Consider the following 16,824-nt stretch of genomic DNA (forward strand, 5'->3'; position numbering starts at 1 on the left):
GGTTTGGCCCGCAGCGCCACAAAGGATCCTTCGATGAACGCACCCACGATGAAGAGAATGGAGCCGCCCATGACAGCGCCCACGCCGTAGGTCAGCAGGTCGGTGATGTAGGAGCCGAGGCTCTTGGGAGAAGATGATTTTTGAGACATGATGTTTGCAGATGGTTTTTATTCGGTGGGGATTTTGCTGATCTCGGCCTCGGTCCACATCGCGCTGCGCGCCTTCTCAGCTTCGCGGATGGCGGCCACCTGCTCGGGCGTGACGGCGGCGGCCTTGTTGCCAAAGCTGTTGCGTACGTAGGTCAGCACATCGGCGATCTGTTTGTCGCTGAGTGCCGCGCCCTGCGGCGGCATGAGCGGCGCGGGGGAGGTGAAGGGCTTGCCATTGAGCGTGATGGGTCCGGTGAAGCCATGCAGCACCATGCGGATGATGCGGTCCGGCTTTTTCGCCGCCACCCAGTCAGAGCTGGCCAGCGGAGGGAACATGCCCGGCAGGCCCAGCCCGGTGGGCTGATGGCACGCGAAGCAGACCTGCATGTAAACCGTCTGGCCGCGTGCAAGCGACTCCGCCGAAAGAGCCGATTCCTGAGCGTGGATGAGCGAAGTGAAGGGCAGCACGCAAACGGCTGCGAAGAGTTGTTTGAGGGATATTTTCATGAATGATGGGGTGGGGTTTTGGGTTTTTTTGGGATAGTTTGATTCGATGAGGGTGACCGGGGCTCGTGCTTCAGCCGCCTTTGCCGATGGCTTCCACCTTCTGGCGAAAGCCCGTGAACATGTCCGCCACGAGCTGTTTGGACTTGGCGGGTGCTTTGGCAGGATCTCCCGCCGTCGTGGGCGGATGGGGGTCGTACTCGGCCAGCAAAGCCAGGCAGTCCGTGTATTCACGGTCCCGCCACTTCAGGGACATGTGCAGGCCAAAGTCCATGCCGGCGGTGACACCGGCAGCGGTGATGACCTTGCCATCCTCCACGACACGGTCGTTGGAAGCCGTGGCGCCGAAGAGATGCAGCAAATCTTTGACCAGCCAGTGGGAGGTGGCCTTTCTGCCTTTCAGCAGACCTGCGGCACCCAGGATGAGCGAACCGGTGCAGACGGAGGAGACGACCTTCGCCGCCGCTCCCGCCTTGCGGATGAAAGCCATCGTCTCCGCATCCTGCATGGCGGCCAGAGTGCCCGTCGTGCCACCAGGCACGCAGAGCAGATCCAGCGCCGCCGGGCAGTCGGCGAAGGTGATGTCGGGCATGATCTTCACGCCCGAGTCTGAACTGACGAGTTCCATGCTCTTCGCCGCCAGCAGCACTTTGGCTCCCATCAGGGAGGACAGAAAGTAATGCGGGCCGATGAGATCGAGCGCCGTGAACTGCGGGTAAAGCACCTGCACGATCACTTCATGCCCCATCCAGCCGGGAGGCATGGCGGACATGTCATGTTCAGGCTTGGGTGTCTCTGTGGCAGCCTGGGCGCTGGTAGTTTGTGCCAGCGCGGCCAGGCCGGGCAGCACGCAGGTGAGTTGACGTAGAAATTCACGACGCTCGGTGTTCATGGAGTTCAGGCGTTGAGATTAAAAGCGCACCGTGGCCTGGCAGAAGACGTTGAAGGGCGCATTGGGAGCCACCGCTCCGCCCAGGAATGCCTGCGGCTGGTAGTAGCGTGCGTCGAAGAGGTTCTGAATGCCCACGGACACCGATGCCGGGCCGCGCGTGTAGCTGAGCTGCGCATCCACCGTGGCGTAAGCAGGCGTGGAGAAAGTATTGGCTGAATCGCCCGCACGGGAGCTTGCCATCGTGACTCCCATCCCCATGCCGAATCCACGGAACAGACCTTCCTTGCGGTCATAGCGCACCGCGATGCGGCCTGAGTGCTGCGGAATGCGCGGCAGGCGGTTGCCTGCAGGCAGCGTCGTGTCCGAGACAATTCGGGCATCCTGAAAGGCATAGTTCACCAGCACGCTGACCTCTGAGAAGGGCTTCCAGATGAGGTCCGCCTCGATGCCCTGGGCCCGCTGCATGCCTGACTGCACGCTGAGCAGTCCGGTCGAGACGGGCACATTGCTGCGCTCGTTGTGAAACCACGCCAGCGAGCCCTGCAGGGTCTTGCTGACCTCAAACTTGAAGCCGGCCTCCCACTGCTCTCCTTCGATAACTTTCTTGGGGCCCGCGATCGGGACGCCCACCGGTGCCTGGAAACCCTGGCCCCATCCCGCAAAGGCGGTCATCCACTCCGTGACATCCACGGAAACCCCTGCCCTGCCGGTGACGCGGTGCTCGTTCAAACGGGAGTCAATGCCGGCGGCGGTGTCCACGTCATGGACCTGAAGCTGGCTGTAACGCATGGATCCCATGAGGTGAAACTTCTCGGCGAAGGTGACCTGATCCTGAAGGAAACCGGCGATGGTCTGGTAGTCATTGTGCTGGTCGGCAAACGGCAGGCCACCGCCGGCAAAGGTGGGGTAGGCAGGACTGGTCGCATCAATGAAACCAATCACCGGATTCACCAGCATCACGCCATTGTCCGTCGTCTGGTCAAAGTCCATGCCCATGGTCAGGCTGTGCTTGAGCGCACCTGTTTCAAACTTGCCGTTCACCCGCGCATTGAAGGCAAAGGAGTGCATGTTTTGCAGCAGCGTGCCGGTATCCACCGGATAGAGGGACCCGAACGGAGCGACAAAAAAGCTGGGAAACACCGAGAACTGGTCAAAGTTCATGTCGATGAAGTTGGCTTCGAGAATGAAGTTCCAGTCGCTGTTGAAGCTGTGCTTCAGCTCGGCGCTCAGGCTGCGCGTTTTTGAGGTGGTCGCTGGCTGGCCTTCAGCGCGGAAGATGGTGTAGCGGTTGAAGCTGAAGCTGGCTGGATTTACCGTCCCGGTGCCGGGCAGGCCGCTGTAGTCCGTCTGCGAGCGGTCGGAGTAGCGTCCGCGCAGCGTGAGGGTCGTGTCATCACTCAGCGAGATGGCCAGCGTGGGGAAGAAGCTGGTGAGATGCCCTTTGATGTAGGGATTCACGTCCCGCGTCTCGCGCACGTCTCCGGTGATGCGGAACAGCACACGGCCGTTTTTGTCCAGCGGCTGGTTCACGTCCCAGATGTTGCCATAGGCGCCCCAGCTTCCGGCGTTCATGCCCATCATGTAGTGCGCCTCTTTTTCAGGACGCTTGGAAACGAAGTTCAGCAAGCCTCCGATCGGGCCGCCTGCCGCGCCGCCAAACATGGTGCCCGTGGGTCCTTTGACGACCTCCACCCGCTCCGTGTTGATCAGTGTCTCCGCTGCCGGTCCCGGGTAGTAGAGCTGAAAGTTGTCCAGGTAGGGGGCCGACTGAAAGCCGCGGATGTAATACTGCACATTGTTGATCTCACGAGTGTCGTTGCCGACGACCCCGCTGAAGTTTTTCACCACATCCCCCGGGTTCTGGGAGAGCTGGTTGTCCATCAGCGTGCGTGTGATGACCTGCGCCGACTGCGGGAGCTGGCGCAGCGGAATCTCCGAACGCGTGGTCGTGTTCGCATACGGTGCCAGGTAGGAGTCCGGCTGGGCGGTGATGATGATCTCCGGCAGCTCCTTGGACTCCTGGCGCGCGAGCTCTGCGGGCGTGGAGGCGGGCGTGGCCTTGACCTTGGGCCCGCCCTTTTGCGGGGCAGGTGTGTTTTGAGAATAGACCGTGGGAACGGCAAGCAGAGAGACTGCCGCGAGAAGCCTGATGCGGGAAATGCGCTTTAGAAAAAGAGAGGAAAGCATGAGTGATGATTGAAAAAATAGAACAGGGCACATGAGTGAAGTCCTCACGCCATGAGTGTCCGGTCAGGGCGTGATGGTGCGCGTTGTCTGGGATGACGAGTGTATGCCCATGCCCATTCCGACGCGGGCCGGGGGGGGCACGACGGTGATGAGGCGTGAAGCCAGTCGCACCTGCCTGCGAGTTCACGCAGTGGGTGCGTCTGTGGTGCTCAACCCAGAGAGAGGAGTCTGCTGCTGCCGCGTCTTGGCGGTGGCGTCTCCGGCAGTTCGGTGCGTTGCACCAACGTTTCGTGCAGCGGCACGAATGAGAAAGTGTTTCCTGCAGGGGCGGTCAGGGTCGTCATCTCCACCAGCACGGCGTTGATCTTCTGCACGGACTGTCCCGCCTGCTGCGGCTGCTTGCGGTCGGAGCTGCTGCCTTCCTTCACTTTTTTGCAAAGCGCGCAGCCATGCTGCCCATCGAAGGTTTTCTGCACCGCCTCCATCACCGTCCCTTCGCTGGCAAAGGAGATCAGCATCCCCGTCCACGCGATGCCCTGCAGCAGCGCCCAGTGCATGCCGAGAGACAGACAGATCGCCGCCACGATCACCAGCCGCGCGATTCGCGGCAGCAGCGAAACTTTGGAACGGGCGGGCATGACGCGAGTATGGTTGTGCGGCGTGCACTGTCAACAGCGTCGCTCACTTCATAGTCTCAAACCACACGAGCAGATCGAGAATCTGCTCCGCCTTCAGAGAATTGAGCAATCCGGGCGGCATCGGCGAGACCTCGGACACGCTGCGTTCCTTGATCATCGCCTTCGCGATTTCGCTCTTCTCAGGTGCCAGCGGGTTCGGCTTCAGCACCGCTTGGATCACCGCCCCTTCACTGGCAAAGGAAACCAGCGTTCCCGCAGCACGAATTTCACCGATAAGCAAGAGGGAGGGACCTCCCGGCATGTTTTCATGCAGGCACAAGGTCAGGGTTACGCAGTCGCGGGTGTTCGCGCTTTCGTTCAAAATGACGTCGATACTTGTCTATCTTCCGCTTTGCTTTTGAACATAAAATTTTTCGATCCTACGATGGGATTGAAGGCTGTTGAGGCTGACATCATGTCCAATCCGGGGCCGGCGTGACCGATCACGAAGAGAGTCTTGCCTTCTTGGGCCAAGTGTTTCTTTCTCTCACGAAGATAGGTGAAAAAGTCATTCTTTGAATAGCTGTTCCCCTCAAAAACACATGTTAAATCATTCAAGATACCTACTTCGATCAAAACCTCGTTCGGAACCTTGACGGCACCTGACTTTGGAAGAGGTAGAGAATAGTCTTTCCACCATGGTTGTATGCTTTTAGGAGCTATGTTGTCTTTGTGCGAACTTTCAAAGCAAGCTATTGTCCCAATCAAAACGAGAGCAATCGTCCCAAAAATAACAAAGCTTTTTCGAAGATGGTTTTTCATTGGTTGCTGCAGCTGCAGTTCTTCCCCTAACCTTCGCAAGGATCTGGCACATAAACGTATGCGGTCATAACTCGTGCATCCGCTGGTGTGTTGTCAAAAGATGTTTCCGAATGACCGCAATCTAATTCGAATACATGGTCAAACACGGCCAAAGTGAGTTCTGCACTTTTCGATGTTTCTATCGATCGCGATAAAATGGCTCATTGCACACTGCTGTCCCAAGACCTTGTCTGGGAACCAACAGACTAAACTCACTTCATGCTCTCAAACCACGCCAGCAGATCGAGAATCTGCTCGGCCTTCAGAGAATTGAGCAATCCGGCGGGCATCGGCGAGACCTCGGACACGCTGCGTTCCTTGATCATCGCCTTCGCGATTTCGCTTTTCTCCGGTGCCAGTGGGTTCGGCTTCAGCACCACACGCTCATCGTCCTCGCTCTCCAGGCTGCCGGTGATCGTTTTGCCATCGCTCGTCTTCACCGTCACGTAGCGGAATTTTTCGTCGATGAACTTGGAGGGGTTCAAGATGTGATCCAGCAGATCGCGGCGGTTGAAGCGCGCGGACACCTGCACCAGGTCCGGCCCAAACACGCCCGCTGGAAGCGCGGGATCATTGCTCACTTTATGGCAGAACACACACTGCGCACGGATGAGCGCATCCTTCGCGCTGTCGCGGCTGCGCGTCTTCGCATCCATCTTCGCCAGCAATGGCGTCAGATCTTCCAGCGTCCAGTTCTTGAACGAATGCCCCGGCAGCGCATGCGCAGAAAGCACCGCAGGCTTTGCTGGTGAAATCACCGCCGCGAGCTGCGTGGCCTCCTCTGGCTTCAGCGCCGCCGCCAGCTCGCTGCGCGTGTCGCTGATCGCTTTGAAGAAGGTCGAGGCCCCGTTCATCTTCTCCGCCTTGTTCAGCGCCTCAAACGCGACCTTCCGCTGCTCCAGCGTCCAGCCCTCCTTGAGGTAGCGCAGCATGAAGGGGTAATAGAGAAGGTCCTCCGAAGTCGTGGCCGCTTGGAGGAGCGGCATTGTTTTCGCGATGACCTTGGGGGATTTTAGATAGACCAGCAGGCGGCAGAGCTCGCGGTTGAGAAAGGTTTCATCCGCAGGAAAGGCCGCCCAGGCCATGAGCTTTTGCTGCTGGGCATTATCCGGTGTGCCATGCCGTGAGATCGCCACCGCGACCACTCGGAGGGCATCCAAAGTTGGCGCAGGCGACGCCTTCAAAACGGCATCGAGAATCGCCGGCAGATCTCTTTTCTCCCCTGTCCGCGCGAGAGCTAGAAGGGCATGCATGCTCATCCCAGCTAAAGCTCGCTCTCTCCAAAGGGTGGGATCGGATCTTTCCAGGTCCAGACGCGCTGCGTTGGTCACAAACCGATCAGGTGACTCAATGCAGCGAAAGGTGAAAGAGAGGTCTGGTGTCCATCCCCCAGGCACGCTTCTTTCGCGCATGGCGTCTGCATACTGCTCAGGGCCGGAAGAGTGGCGGATAGTGCGGCCGGACATCTTTGAAAGGTATCGTTCCTTGCCAGCCCAGGTCACACGATACAACCCGCTCTGAGTCCCACGTCCACCGGTGGTAAACCACATGGCTCCATCGGGACCGATGCAGCCGTCCGTGACGTTCAGCGGTCTGCCTGCCACGAAGGTTTCCTGCGTCACGGTGCTGCCAAAATGCACCGCGATGATGCGCCCGTAGCTCCAATCCAGCAGGTAGAGCGCATCCTGATATTTCTGCGGAAACTCCGCTCCATACCCAAAGTAAATCCCCGTCGGCGAAGACAATCCAATGTCGATCACACTCGGCAGCGTGTCCGCATACCACGCCGGAAAGCGCCCCGTGCCGCGCCGCCAGCCGTAATCGCCACCAGGAACAATCTGTAGCACCCGCGTCGGCATGTACCACGGCGTGCCCACATCCCGCTCCATGTCGGCATCGAAGGTGAAAAGATCGCCGCGTGAATTGAAAGCGATGTCCAGCGGGTTGCGCAAACCACCCGCGAGGAGTGTGACCTTGCTGCCGTCCGGCTTCACGCGCAGAATGTGTCCGGCGGGCAGTTCCACGTTGCCGTCAAACATGCTGCTGTCCCACGGGTTCGGGATGAGCTGATCAGGCGCGTAGTTTCGCAGCGGTGAGTCGGGATCAAGGTTCTTCGGCAGCAGCACGTTGTTGCCATGCGCCACGTAGATGTCGCCATCGGGGCCGAGCTTGATGTGATTGCGGCCATGACCCACGCCGCCTTCAGTGCGGACGAGTTCTTTGCGTTCGTCAAAGATGCCGTCGCCGTTCGTGTCGGTCAGGCGGTAGAGCGCCTTCGAGTTGTTCGCGTTTGCGAAGAGAGAGCCGTGCGCATAGAGCAGGCCCCGGCATTCCAGCATTTCATCGTCGATGACTTCCACCTTCTGATCCCCGCTGCCGCTGAGCGTGAGTCGAATGAGGCCCTTCTTCTCCTTGCCCAGCGTGATGCGGCCCTGCGGATCAAACGCCATCGAAACCCAGGAGTCTTCACCTGGCTGCGCGGAGCGGATGAGCTCCGCTTTGAAACCCGGCGGAAAGGTCAGCGTGGCGGGATCAGTCGCCTGATTCTGCGCGCCCGGTTTGGCGAGCTGCCAGGAGTTGTAGGCATCAAAGGTCTTCTTCAAGTCGAAGGGGTTCGTGGCCGGATCGGCATCGGTGGGGCCGCTCACCACCGCGTTCTGCCAGCTCGCATCCGTGGCGATCCAGCGCACGGCGGCGAGGTCCCCATTGAGCTCCAGCCGCGCGGCGGTTTTCGCTTTGCCCGGCACACGCAGCCCGAGCTGATGCGCTTTGCCATCACCCAGCTGCTGCGTGAGGTCGGTGCCAGTCGCGGTGTCAGCGGCTTTGATGGTGGCGAGGGTCTTGCCATCGAGCACGATCTCCACGGCGCCATCACTGGCGGTGAGCAGCACGGCCTTGAGCAGCTTGCCCTCGTGCTTCACGGTCTGGGTGAAGGTCGTGCCGGCTTCAGGTGCCGCCAGCCATTGGGGTACCGGCGGGCTGTTGGCGAGCTGGGCGAAGGCGCCGGCTGATGAAAGCAGCAGGAAGAGAAAGCAGCGGGACATGCGCAAAGAACGCGCGCTGCGGCAGAAGCCTGTCGGCGGAGATCAAAGCGGGTTGTTGCCGACCGTGAAAGTCACGTTTTGAATCCCGGCCTTATGCAGCGAATTGAGCACATCAATGACCCGCTCGTAGCTCGCCTGCTCTTCCGCCTGGATCGTCACCAGCACCTTCTGCTGCTGCCGTGCGGAGGATTCGGAAGCACGGCGCAGATTCTTGGTCAGCGAAGGCAGGGCTTTGTCCTTGGGAGTGTCAAACACCTCCTCGTTCATCGTCACGGTGCCGTCTTCGAGAATGCCGATGGTGATTTCTTCAGCGGGAAACGGGACGGCCTGTTCCGGGTTGCCGGGGTTGGGCAGCCGGGTGCGAAGCTCACGCTCCACCTTCACAGAGCCCGTCATGACCATGAAAAACAGCATGATGACGAAGACGACATCAATCATGGGCGCGATCTGAAAGCCAATCGCGATATCGTCGGAATGGATGTGGTGTTTCATGGCATGTGGTTTGCATGACGCGCACTAGAGGGGAATCTTGGGGTGGCTTTTTAAGCCCTGAAGTCCTACTTTAAGGGTGGATGGAGGGTGCGTTTTGGGTTAAATGACCATGCTCTCAAACATTGAAATGCAATGGAGTGCATTCCTCGCTCAAAGTTTCTTAAGAACGTAGGCTTGACATTCTTTTGAAAATGAGTCTTCTAGTCCGACCGTGAAAAGCAAAATCTATATACTCGACGACCACCCTATCGTTATCGAAGGGCTTAAGAAACTAATCGACCAGCAGGAAGACATGCAGGTCATCGGCAGCGCCGAAGACGCCAATACCGCTCTTCAGCAGATCGCCAAACTCAAGCCCGACGTAGTCGTGCTCGACATCACCCTGAAGGACCGCAGTGGTGTGGACCTCATCAAAAAGCTGCGTGCCAGCCATCCAAACATGCAGATCCTCGTGTACTCGATGCACGATGAAAACGTGTATGCGGAGCGCTGCCTGCGCGCCGGTGCCATGGGCTATGTGATGAAGGGCGAACCCAGCACTCGCGTGCTGCAGGGCCTCCGTCAGGTGGCCGCTGGTTCCTTCTTCTTCAGCGCTTCCCTGCTCGGCAGCATCGTTTCCGGTGGCGGCCCTCGTGGCGGTTCCCGTGGCGAACCCGCCCGCATGCTCAGCGACCGTCAGCTCGAAATCTTCGAGATGGTGGGCCGCGGTTTCGACTCCCACAGCATCGCAGAAAAGCTGGCCCTCAGCGCCAAGACGGTGGACGCCCACAAGGCGAACATCCGTCAGAAGCTCGGCCTCGCCTCCGCTCGCGAACTCCTCATGGAAGCCGTCCGCTGGGTGGAGAAATAGGATTTCTCAAGACAACGATTCTCTTCAACGGGTGGTGCGCAGGCACCGCCCGTTTTTTTTTGTGCTCTGACGTAGGATGGGTGTGGCGACAGCCCGCCCGTCTCTCGGCGTGCGGCAACGCACCCCAGCCTGCGAACGCTCCCAGAGTCGGGCGGTTTGGCGAAGCAGCGTCTTGGTGATGGAGAAATCATCATCCGCCAAACACACCCAACCTACGTTCAGAAAACAGGCTCAGTCCTTCACCACCGCATCGCGGTCCGCCCGTGCCATGACCCTCAGCCGCTCCTTCATCGTGGCCAGCGCATCGGGCTGCTGCGTGGCCACATCCTTGGTTTCATTTGGATCGGCGAGGATGTCATAGAGCTCGAATTTCTCTTTCCCCGCCGTGCCCTGCACCACCAGCTTCCAGGGGTCGCAGCGCAGGGCGCGTGATTTGAAATTGGGGCCCACGGTGTAGAGCGTGCGCGGCGGCGGCGGCGCTCCTTCGGCCAGCTGCGGCCAGAGATTCACGCCGTCCCATTTCAGATCCTTGGCCGGTTTGAATCCGGCCAGCGCGCAGAAGGTGGGCATCCAGTCGATGATCTGCACCGGCGCGTCATGCGTGCCGGGTTTCAGTGTGCCGGGCCAGTTCAGGAGGCAGGGCACACGCGTGCCGCCTTCATAGACGCTGCCCTTCTCATCGCGCAGTGGCTTGTTGTTCCCGGTCAGCGGCCCGGGCTCGTAGCCGTCCGGCGGGTAGGCCTGGCCGTTGTTCTCAGCAGTGCTGCCGCCGTTGTCGCTGGTGAAGACAAGCAGCGTGTTGCTGCGCTGCCCGTTCTTTTCAAGCGCGGCCACGATCTGCCCCACCGCCGCATCCATGTGCATGATGCAGGCCGCGTATTGCCGGGCCACCGCACCGGTGATGCCCGCAGGTACTTTAGATAACCACTCCTCCGGCTCCTTCACGGGCAGATGCACCGCCGTCAGCGGCACATAGAGGAAAAACGGCGCGTCCTTCTGCGCCGCCAGCCAGTCGCAGGCCTCCTTCGCGATCAAGTCCGTCACATGACCGGATTCCGTGATGAGCTTTTCATCCCGATGCCACGTCTCGCTGAATTCACCTTTCTTGTAATGGTGGTCCCATGGCCCCACACCACCGCCCAGCGAGCCGTAGCTGTGATCAAAGCCAAAGTGATTCGGTCCCCACGCGGGTTTTGAGCCCAGATGCCACTTGCCCGTGAGGCAGGTTTCATAGCCCGCCGATTTCAGTGCACGCGGCAGCGTCACCGTATCCCATGGCAGCGCCCGTACACTCTGCGGGGTCGTGACGCCAAAGCGGCTCCAGCAGCGCCCGGTCATCAATCCTGTGCGCGTGGGGCTGCACACGGGCGCGGAGTAGTGATGCGTGAGCTCCAGTCCCTCCCGGGCCAGTTTGTCCAGCGTGGGAGTGGGGGCCGTGCCAGCGTGAAAGGCCACGTCCGCCCAGCCGAGATCATCCGCCATGATGAAAACGATGTTCGGCTTCGCGGCGGCTGCATGCAGCAGCGGGCAGCAAGTCATGAGCAGGAGAAAAAGGCGGTGCATGCCACGCCAAACGAAGCCTCCCCCGCCGATCTCGCATGATCGGTTGCGTGCCCGGAAGCGTTGCGGCATAAAGAGGGCACATGGGCCACGCCAAAGACTCCGCCAGACTATCCACACGCATAGTGCAGTGGCTGGTTTACGCGCTGTTCCGGTGCATCGAAGGCGTGCTGTGGCTGCTGCCGCTCATCGTGGTGTGGTACATCGGCCGGGTGCTGGGTGCCGTGGTGTATTTTCTGGCTGGCAAATACCGCCGCCTCGCGCTGCACAACCTGCACATCGCCTTTGGCCGCGAGAAATCCCCCGCCGAACTCAAGGCCCTCGCCTATGAGCATTTCAAGAGCCTGTTCGCCAACGTGCTCTGCGGTTTCAAACTGCCGCTGATGACCGAGGCGCAGATCTGCAGGCATGTGCGGTCCGAAGGCATCGAGCGCGCGCAGGCTGCCTACGACAATGGCAAACGTCCGCTGCTGAATCTGGTGCTGCATGCCAGCTGCTGGGAAATCCTGACCCAGGTGCCATCCATGTATGTGCGCGGCCATCAGGCGGGCGCCATTTATCAGCCGCTGCACAATCCCTGGCTCAATGCGCTGGTGCTTCGCCGTCGCGAAAAGCTGGGCTATGCGCTGTTTGACCGGCAGGCAGGGTTCAATGCGCCCATGAAGTTCATGCGCGAAGCCGGTCAGGTCGGTGTGCTGGTGGATCAGCATGCCGGAGATCATGGCCTGTGGTGCCCCTTCTTCGACCGCCTGGCCTCCACCACCACCATCGCGGCGCTCATGGCCATCCGCACGGATGCGGTGGTGCTGCCCATGATGGTTTACAATGACGGCCCGGCACGCTGGCGCTTGGTCTGTGCCCCGGAGGTCAAAGCCGATGAATCACAGCCCAACGCCGATGGCCTGACCCTGGCGATCAATGCCGCCGTGGAAAAGCTGATCCGCGAGCAGCCTGCGAGCTGGTTCTGGGTGCACAACCGCTGGAAGCTGCCCAAGCCGCGATTCCTGCTGGCCGAGTATCGTCGCGGTGTGGCCTTTCCCACCGGCTACGATATGAGCCGCCTGCAGCCCTTTGAGCTGCTCATCCGCAGCCCCAACTGGCTCGGAGACGCCTGCATGGCCTTCCCCATGGTGCGCGCTATCAAACGCGGCCGGCCGGACATGAAGATCACCATTCTCGGCCCGGACAAGCTGGAGGAGCTGTGGCTCTCCATGCCCGAAGTCTCGCGCTACATCGGCAAGCCCGCCAAGGAAGGCCTCTTCGCCGTGGCCAGGCGTATCAAGGCCACCGGCGTGAAGTTTGATGCCGCCGTGTTCTGCACCAACTCCACCCGCAGCACGCTAGAAATCTGGCTCGCAGGCATCCCCCGCCGAGTCGGGGTCAAAGGGTCCTTTCGTGCGAAGCTGCTCAATCAAATCATCAAGGGCGGCCCGGCCAAAGGGAGCAAGGAGCATCATGCGCACCGCTACCTGCGCATCGCCAAGGGCATCGGCGCCGACATCGATCAACCCGGCGTGTGGGACGCCGGAACACCGCCGGTCTCGACTGATGGCATCATCCGTGTCGGCGTTTGTGCCGGTGCCGAGTACGGGCCCGCCAAGCGCTGGCCGCTGGAGCGCTTTGCCGCCGTGGTGAATCAAATCTCCGCGCAGCATTCCCAGTTCCGCTGGGAGCTTTTTGGGGCCCCCGGGGAAAAGGAGATGGGCGAAAAGCTCTCCGCCATGCTCCATGCACCCCATGAAAACTTCGTGGGCAAAACACGGCTCTCCGAGCTCATCGCCAAACTGCGCGGCTGCCAGCTCCTGCTTACCAATGACACCGGTACCATGCATCTGGCGGCGGCGCTGGGCATTCCCACCGTGAGCATCTTCGGCTCCACCTGCCCGATCGAAACCGGCCCGCTCGGCGAGCGCCACACCGTCATCCAGCACAAGATCGAGTGCAGCCCCTGCTTCGAGCGCGAGTGCCCCTTCGGCCACTACAACTGCATGACCCTCGTCACACCCGAAGAGGTGGCCCAGGCCGTGCTGAAGACCAGTGGAGTGCTCTGAAGTACGACAGATTGGCTTCGCCTGTCTCGCCAAGCCTCGGCTCTCTTGTCTGTCGGCCAGCGCTCTCGCCAACACCCGCAACTTGCGAGCTGGCTTTTCGTGCCGCTCTCCGGCAGGCTGACGCATGCGACGGTCGGTTTGTGGGACTTGGGTGAGCCGGGGAGATTGAGTGGGCGCTGACCGACAGGCATGAGTGCCTGTCGTACTGCTGAAGAGCACCTGCCTCAGCGGTCCGCCACCGGGTCCTTGCCCACAAAGATGCCCAGCACGGCACCGCCGATGACCCAGGCGATCAAGTGATCGGCAATGTTCACCACCGCATCGCGGCCCGGATTTTCAAACCAGATCCACATCGGCAGATCGGCCGTCAGGCCGGCGAACAATCCTGCCGCCGCCACGAAGGCGATGCGCGCCGGATAAAACAACGCCGTCTGGGAGAGCAGCGCCGCAATCAACAGGGAGCAGATCAGGCAGCGGATGAAGCTCAAAGTCAGGTTCATCCCCATGCTGACATCAGCTTTGCCCGGACGAACAATGGCATACACGTAGGGGCCGTTCTGCATCGCTTTCTGCTGCTCTGCTACGAAGGCTTTCTTCTCTTCCGCAGTGGCGATTTTCGGCGCCTCACCCATGGCGGGCAGCAGATAGATGCCATGGCCGGAGGTCACGTTGGCCTTGATCACTTCGGCAACCTTGGATTCATCACGAAAGGCGCGGAACCCATTTTGATGCCAGCCGAGGGCTGTCCACGACACCGCCTCCCAGCCGAAGACGGCCATGGCGGTGAGAACTGCTCCGAGAATGATTTTACCCATGAAGTTTAATAGTGGCTCAAGCTTGAAGGGCAAGCAGGCAATCTGCCAAAACGAACAGGCAATCCTACGAAGAACCCCTCAGCACACGGGTGTCAGCAGCGCCGCGCCGCTGAAGTGCGCCGCCAGATTTTCCACCACCAGCCGGGCCATCTCCGCACGCGTCTCATGCGTACCGCTGCCGAGGTGTGGCAGCAGCACCGCGTTCTCGCACTGCATCAGCGCCTCCGGCACATGCGGTTCGTTTTCAAACACATCCAGCCCCGCGCCACGAATCGTGCCGTTTTGCAGCGCCGTGATCAGCGCCGCCTCATCCACCACCGAACCCCGCGCGATGTTGATCAGCGTGCCCTTCGTGCCCAGTGCGGCCAGCACCTCCGCGTTGATCAGGTGCTTCGTTGCCGCACCGCCAGGACAGGCCACCACTAAAAAGTCCACCTGTTGCGCGAGCGCGACCAGCGAGTCCACATACTCCCAGCTCACTTCTTGTTTTGTGCGGCCATGATAGGCGATGCGCATCCCATGCGCTTCCAGCCGGTGCGCGATCGCCTTGCCAATGCGCCCCAGACCCACGATGCCCGCCAGCTTGCCGTGCAGCGCATGCGCCAGAGGGAAGGCCCCCTTGGTCCACGCGCCCGCATGCAGGAAACGGTTCGCCGCGATCAGCTTCCGGCTCGTCATCAAAACCAGCGCGCTCGCCGTGTCCGCCACGTCTTCCGTCAGCACGTCCGGCGTGTTCGTCACCCGGATGGCATGCGCTTTGCACCAGTCCACCGGCACGCCATCATACCCCACGCCAAACACGCTGATGATCTCAAGATTCGGCAGCTGCTCCAGCAATGGCACCGGCGACACACTGCCCCCGGCCATCACGATGCCGCGGATTTCCGCCCCCACATCGGCCAGCAGCGCCGCCTTGTCCTCCGCATGGAAGTAATCATGACACACATGCGCCGCCAGCAGCGGCTGCATGAGGAAGTCCGGCAACGGGGCGAGAATGAGAACAGGGGTCTTTTCCATGGGATGTTATGAACGTGATTTTTTCCAGTCCTGCGGTGGCGTCAGGCGCACGCCCTCCGGCCATTTGGCGCCTTGCTGGATCCAGTCGTGAATGGTCTGCTCGTAATCGCGCTCCAGCCGTTCAGGGGTGGGCGGCATGGCCACGGGGTTGTCATGGCCCAGCAGCAGGACCTTGTAGAGCCGGCTTTGATGCGGCGCTCCCGGCACGATCACCGGCCCGCTGCGCCCGCCCTTCATCGCCCGCTCCTTGGTTTCCAGGTTCAGTCCGGCAAACTCATACCGATGCTGGTGGCACTCCAGGCAGCTCTTCTCCAGGATAGGCTTCACACGGCGCACAAAATCCACGGGGTCGTTCTTCAGCCGCGTCAGCTCCATCACGCAGGCAGGAAGCGCCGCGCCCAGCGCCAGTGCAATGCGAAGAAATCGGCTCATGAGTTCATCATCCGGTGGCAGCCCCGCCTGACAAGCAGCGATTCAGCCCGGACGATTCCGCATCATGTCCGCCACTTGCGCAAAGAACGTGCTGATGATGGGCGCCTCGGGGTCCGGCACCGCCACTTCGGTCATCGCCTCACCCATCAGTTTCATCCAGCGGTCCCGCTCTGCCTCACCGATGGAAAACGGCATGTGCCGGCCGCGCAGACGCGGATGCCCGCGCTCCTCGATGTAGGTCTGCGGCCCGCCGAAACGATACACAATGAAATCCGCCAGCCGCTTCTCCGCATTCTCCCAGTCATCCGGCGGATACATCGTGCCGATCACATCATCCACCCGCACACGCCGGTAAAACGCCGTCACCATCTCGCGCAGCTTGGTTTCGCCCACCCGGGCGCAGAGAGTTGAGAGTTCATCCATGGGAGCAGAGTAGAGATGGCCGCCAGGAAACGCAAAAAAGATCAAAGAACCAAACCTTCCGAATCTGACTCATTTTTTGTCCTTTTTTGCGTCTCCTTGCGGCCGCCCATCTTCAGTTTTCAGGAATTCCCCCGAAAGTTTCGTCTCTCACAGGACGGATGATTGACTCTCCGATCCAACTCGTTCGTATCTAACCCATGAAAACCGCGCTCACCCTCCTCACTCTCTTTCTCATGGCCTCCCTTGCCCCGACCTCCTCTGCTGCTGACGCCGCCAAAACTGAAACCGCCATCATCGGTGGCGGCTGCTTCTGGTGCGTCGAGGCGCAGTACCTCCTCGTCAAAGGCGTCAAGAATGTCGTCAGCGGCTACGCCGGCGGCAAAACCGAAAACCCCACGTACGAAGACGTCTGCACCGGCGACACCGGCCACGCCGAAGTCATCAAGGTCGAGTTCGATCCCGCCGTCATCAGCTACAAGGAAATCATCGATCTCTTCTGGGACGCGCATGACCCCACCAGCGTGACCAAGGAAGACGGGGTGCATCACGGCAAGTTCCTGCCCAAAGGCACCGCCTTCCAGGGCAACGACTACGGCACCCAGTACCGCTCCGCCATCTACTACACCAGTGAAGAGCAGCACAAGATCGCCGAAGCCTCCAAGATCGAAGTGCAGAAGAAGTGGAAAGACCCCATCGCCACCGAGATCGCCCCGCTGAAAAAATTCTACCCCGCCGAAGACTACCACCAGAACTTCAAAGCCCTCCATCCCGACCAAGGCTACGTCCGCGCCGTCGTTGATCCCAAGACTGAGAAGTTCAAGCACAAGCTCGAAGAAAAAGGCAAGATCAAGCCCGAGGCGAAGTAATCACCCACCGTGCAGTGGTCCGCACTCTCCGAGTGCGGTTTCCGATTCAGCCCAAGCCGCAAGG

The 16,824-nt window shown here is 60.5% G+C and carries 16 protein-coding genes; 3 read left to right on the forward strand and 13 right to left on the reverse strand.

All coding sequences use genetic code 11. The annotated features are described in order from the left end of the window. Nucleotides 1-167: 167 nt before the first annotated feature. The 8 genes from WAW39_RS12545 to WAW39_RS12580 form a co-directional block, all read right to left on the reverse strand. On the reverse strand, nucleotides 168-656 hold the full coding sequence (locus WAW39_RS12545) for a c-type cytochrome (RefSeq protein ID WP_422319289.1): 489 nt from the start codon (nucleotides 654-656) through the stop codon (nucleotides 168-170). 70 nt (nucleotides 657-726) lie between these two features. Further along, nucleotides 727-1,545, reverse strand: coding sequence for a DJ-1/PfpI family protein (locus tag WAW39_RS12550; RefSeq protein ID WP_422319291.1), 819 nt, complete (start codon nucleotides 1,543-1,545; stop codon nucleotides 727-729). A gap of 18 nt (nucleotides 1,546-1,563) precedes the next feature. Continuing rightward, nucleotides 1,564-3,732, reverse strand: a complete 2,169-nt coding sequence (locus tag WAW39_RS12555) for a TonB-dependent siderophore receptor (protein WP_422319293.1) — start codon at nucleotides 3,730-3,732, stop codon at nucleotides 1,564-1,566. A 209-nt stretch (nucleotides 3,733-3,941) separates the two neighbouring features. Continuing rightward, nucleotides 3,942-4,370, reverse strand: a complete 429-nt coding sequence (locus WAW39_RS12560; RefSeq protein WP_422319295.1) for a hypothetical protein — start codon at nucleotides 4,368-4,370, stop codon at nucleotides 3,942-3,944. Between the two features lie 43 nt (nucleotides 4,371-4,413). Next, on the reverse strand, nucleotides 4,414-4,731 hold the full coding sequence (locus WAW39_RS12565; protein WP_422319297.1) for a hypothetical protein: 318 nt from the start codon (nucleotides 4,729-4,731) through the stop codon (nucleotides 4,414-4,416). Continuing rightward, nucleotides 4,728-5,171, reverse strand: a complete 444-nt coding sequence (locus WAW39_RS12570; protein WP_422319299.1) for a hypothetical protein — start codon at nucleotides 5,169-5,171, stop codon at nucleotides 4,728-4,730. Before WAW39_RS12570 ends, WAW39_RS12565 begins: the two co-directional genes overlap by 4 nt. A gap of 251 nt (nucleotides 5,172-5,422) precedes the next feature. Further along, the gene (locus WAW39_RS12575) at nucleotides 5,423-8,254 is read right to left on the reverse strand and encodes a hypothetical protein (protein ID WP_422319301.1); all 2,832 of its coding nucleotides are present in this window, start codon (nucleotides 8,252-8,254) and stop codon (nucleotides 5,423-5,425) included. 42 nt (nucleotides 8,255-8,296) lie between these two features. Continuing rightward, nucleotides 8,297-8,746, reverse strand: coding sequence for an ExbD/TolR family protein (locus WAW39_RS12580; protein ID WP_422319303.1), 450 nt, complete (start codon nucleotides 8,744-8,746; stop codon nucleotides 8,297-8,299). A gap of 211 nt (nucleotides 8,747-8,957) precedes the next feature. Here WAW39_RS12580 and WAW39_RS12585 point away from each other — a divergent pair, with 211 nt between their 5' ends. Next, entirely contained in the window at nucleotides 8,958-9,596 is a 639-nt protein-coding gene (locus WAW39_RS12585) for a response regulator transcription factor (protein ID WP_294396957.1), read from the forward strand. Nucleotides 9,597-9,827: 231 nt separating this feature from the next. On the opposite strand, the gene WAW39_RS12590 is transcribed toward WAW39_RS12585, so the two are convergent. Continuing rightward, on the reverse strand, nucleotides 9,828-11,159 hold the full coding sequence (locus tag WAW39_RS12590) for a sulfatase-like hydrolase/transferase (RefSeq protein WP_422319307.1): 1,332 nt from the start codon (nucleotides 11,157-11,159) through the stop codon (nucleotides 9,828-9,830). An 80-nt stretch (nucleotides 11,160-11,239) separates the two neighbouring features. Here WAW39_RS12590 and waaF point away from each other — a divergent pair, with 80 nt between their 5' ends. Then, nucleotides 11,240-13,207, forward strand: coding sequence for a lipopolysaccharide heptosyltransferase II (waaF, locus tag WAW39_RS12595; protein WP_422319309.1), 1,968 nt, complete (start codon nucleotides 11,240-11,242; stop codon nucleotides 13,205-13,207). A gap of 224 nt (nucleotides 13,208-13,431) precedes the next feature. On the opposite strand, the gene WAW39_RS12600 is transcribed toward waaF, so the two are convergent. The 4 genes from WAW39_RS12600 to WAW39_RS12615 all read right to left on the reverse strand — a co-directional run bounded on the left by WAW39_RS12600 (nucleotide 13,432) and on the right by WAW39_RS12615 (nucleotide 15,894). Then, entirely contained in the window at nucleotides 13,432-14,022 is a 591-nt protein-coding gene (locus WAW39_RS12600) for a hypothetical protein (protein ID WP_422319311.1), read from the reverse strand. Between the two features lie 78 nt (nucleotides 14,023-14,100). Continuing rightward, the gene (locus WAW39_RS12605) at nucleotides 14,101-15,039 is read right to left on the reverse strand and encodes a 2-hydroxyacid dehydrogenase (RefSeq protein ID WP_422319313.1); all 939 of its coding nucleotides are present in this window, start codon (nucleotides 15,037-15,039) and stop codon (nucleotides 14,101-14,103) included. A 6-nt stretch (nucleotides 15,040-15,045) separates the two neighbouring features. Beyond that, nucleotides 15,046-15,471 (reverse strand): c-type cytochrome domain-containing protein, encoded by a 426-nt coding sequence (locus WAW39_RS12610; protein WP_422319315.1) that lies wholly within the window; start codon nucleotides 15,469-15,471, stop codon nucleotides 15,046-15,048. A gap of 42 nt (nucleotides 15,472-15,513) precedes the next feature. Next, the gene (locus tag WAW39_RS12615; RefSeq protein ID WP_422319317.1) at nucleotides 15,514-15,894 is read right to left on the reverse strand and encodes a globin; all 381 of its coding nucleotides are present in this window, start codon (nucleotides 15,892-15,894) and stop codon (nucleotides 15,514-15,516) included. Nucleotides 15,895-16,127: 233 nt separating this feature from the next. Between WAW39_RS12615 and msrA the strand changes: the two genes are divergently transcribed. Next, entirely contained in the window at nucleotides 16,128-16,760 is a 633-nt protein-coding gene (gene msrA / locus WAW39_RS12620) for a peptide-methionine (S)-S-oxide reductase MsrA (protein ID WP_422319319.1), read from the forward strand. Nucleotides 16,761-16,824: the final 64 nt, after the last annotated feature.

This window comes from Prosthecobacter sp. (assembly GCF_049294395.1).
GTDB lineage: Bacteria > Verrucomicrobiota > Verrucomicrobiia > Verrucomicrobiales > Verrucomicrobiaceae > Prosthecobacter.

Bases quoted from the DNA above. Each gene is read 5' to 3' on its own strand.
- WAW39_RS12580 (WP_422319303.1), bottom strand. From the start codon at position 8,746: ATGAAACACCACATCCATTCCGACGATATCGCGATTGGCTTTCAGATC.
- WAW39_RS12570 (WP_422319299.1), bottom strand. From the start codon at position 5,171: ATGAAAAACCATCTTCGAAAAAGCTTTGTTATTTTTGGGACGATTGCT.
- WAW39_RS12555 (WP_422319293.1), bottom strand. From the start codon at position 3,732: ATGCTTTCCTCTCTTTTTCTAAAGCGCATTTCCCGCATCAGGCTTCTC.
- WAW39_RS12590 (WP_422319307.1), bottom strand. From the start codon at position 11,159: ATGCACCGCCTTTTTCTCCTGCTCATGACTTGCTGCCCGCTGCTGCAT.
- waaF (WP_422319309.1), top strand. From the start codon at position 11,240: ATGGGCCACGCCAAAGACTCCGCCAGACTATCCACACGCATAGTGCAG.
- WAW39_RS12575 (WP_422319301.1), bottom strand. From the start codon at position 8,254: ATGTCCCGCTGCTTTCTCTTCCTGCTGCTTTCATCAGCCGGCGCCTTC.
- WAW39_RS12615 (WP_422319317.1), bottom strand. From the start codon at position 15,894: ATGGATGAACTCTCAACTCTCTGCGCCCGGGTGGGCGAAACCAAGCTG.
- WAW39_RS12605 (WP_422319313.1), bottom strand. From the start codon at position 15,039: ATGGAAAAGACCCCTGTTCTCATTCTCGCCCCGTTGCCGGACTTCCTC.
- WAW39_RS12600 (WP_422319311.1), bottom strand. From the start codon at position 14,022: ATGGGTAAAATCATTCTCGGAGCAGTTCTCACCGCCATGGCCGTCTTC.
- WAW39_RS12610 (WP_422319315.1), bottom strand. From the start codon at position 15,471: ATGAGCCGATTTCTTCGCATTGCACTGGCGCTGGGCGCGGCGCTTCCT.
- WAW39_RS12550 (WP_422319291.1), bottom strand. From the start codon at position 1,545: ATGAACACCGAGCGTCGTGAATTTCTACGTCAACTCACCTGCGTGCTG.
- msrA (WP_422319319.1), top strand. From the start codon at position 16,128: ATGGCCTCCCTTGCCCCGACCTCCTCTGCTGCTGACGCCGCCAAAACT.
- WAW39_RS12545 (WP_422319289.1), bottom strand. From the start codon at position 656: ATGAAAATATCCCTCAAACAACTCTTCGCAGCCGTTTGCGTGCTGCCC.
- WAW39_RS12560 (WP_422319295.1), bottom strand. From the start codon at position 4,370: ATGCCCGCCCGTTCCAAAGTTTCGCTGCTGCCGCGAATCGCGCGGCTG.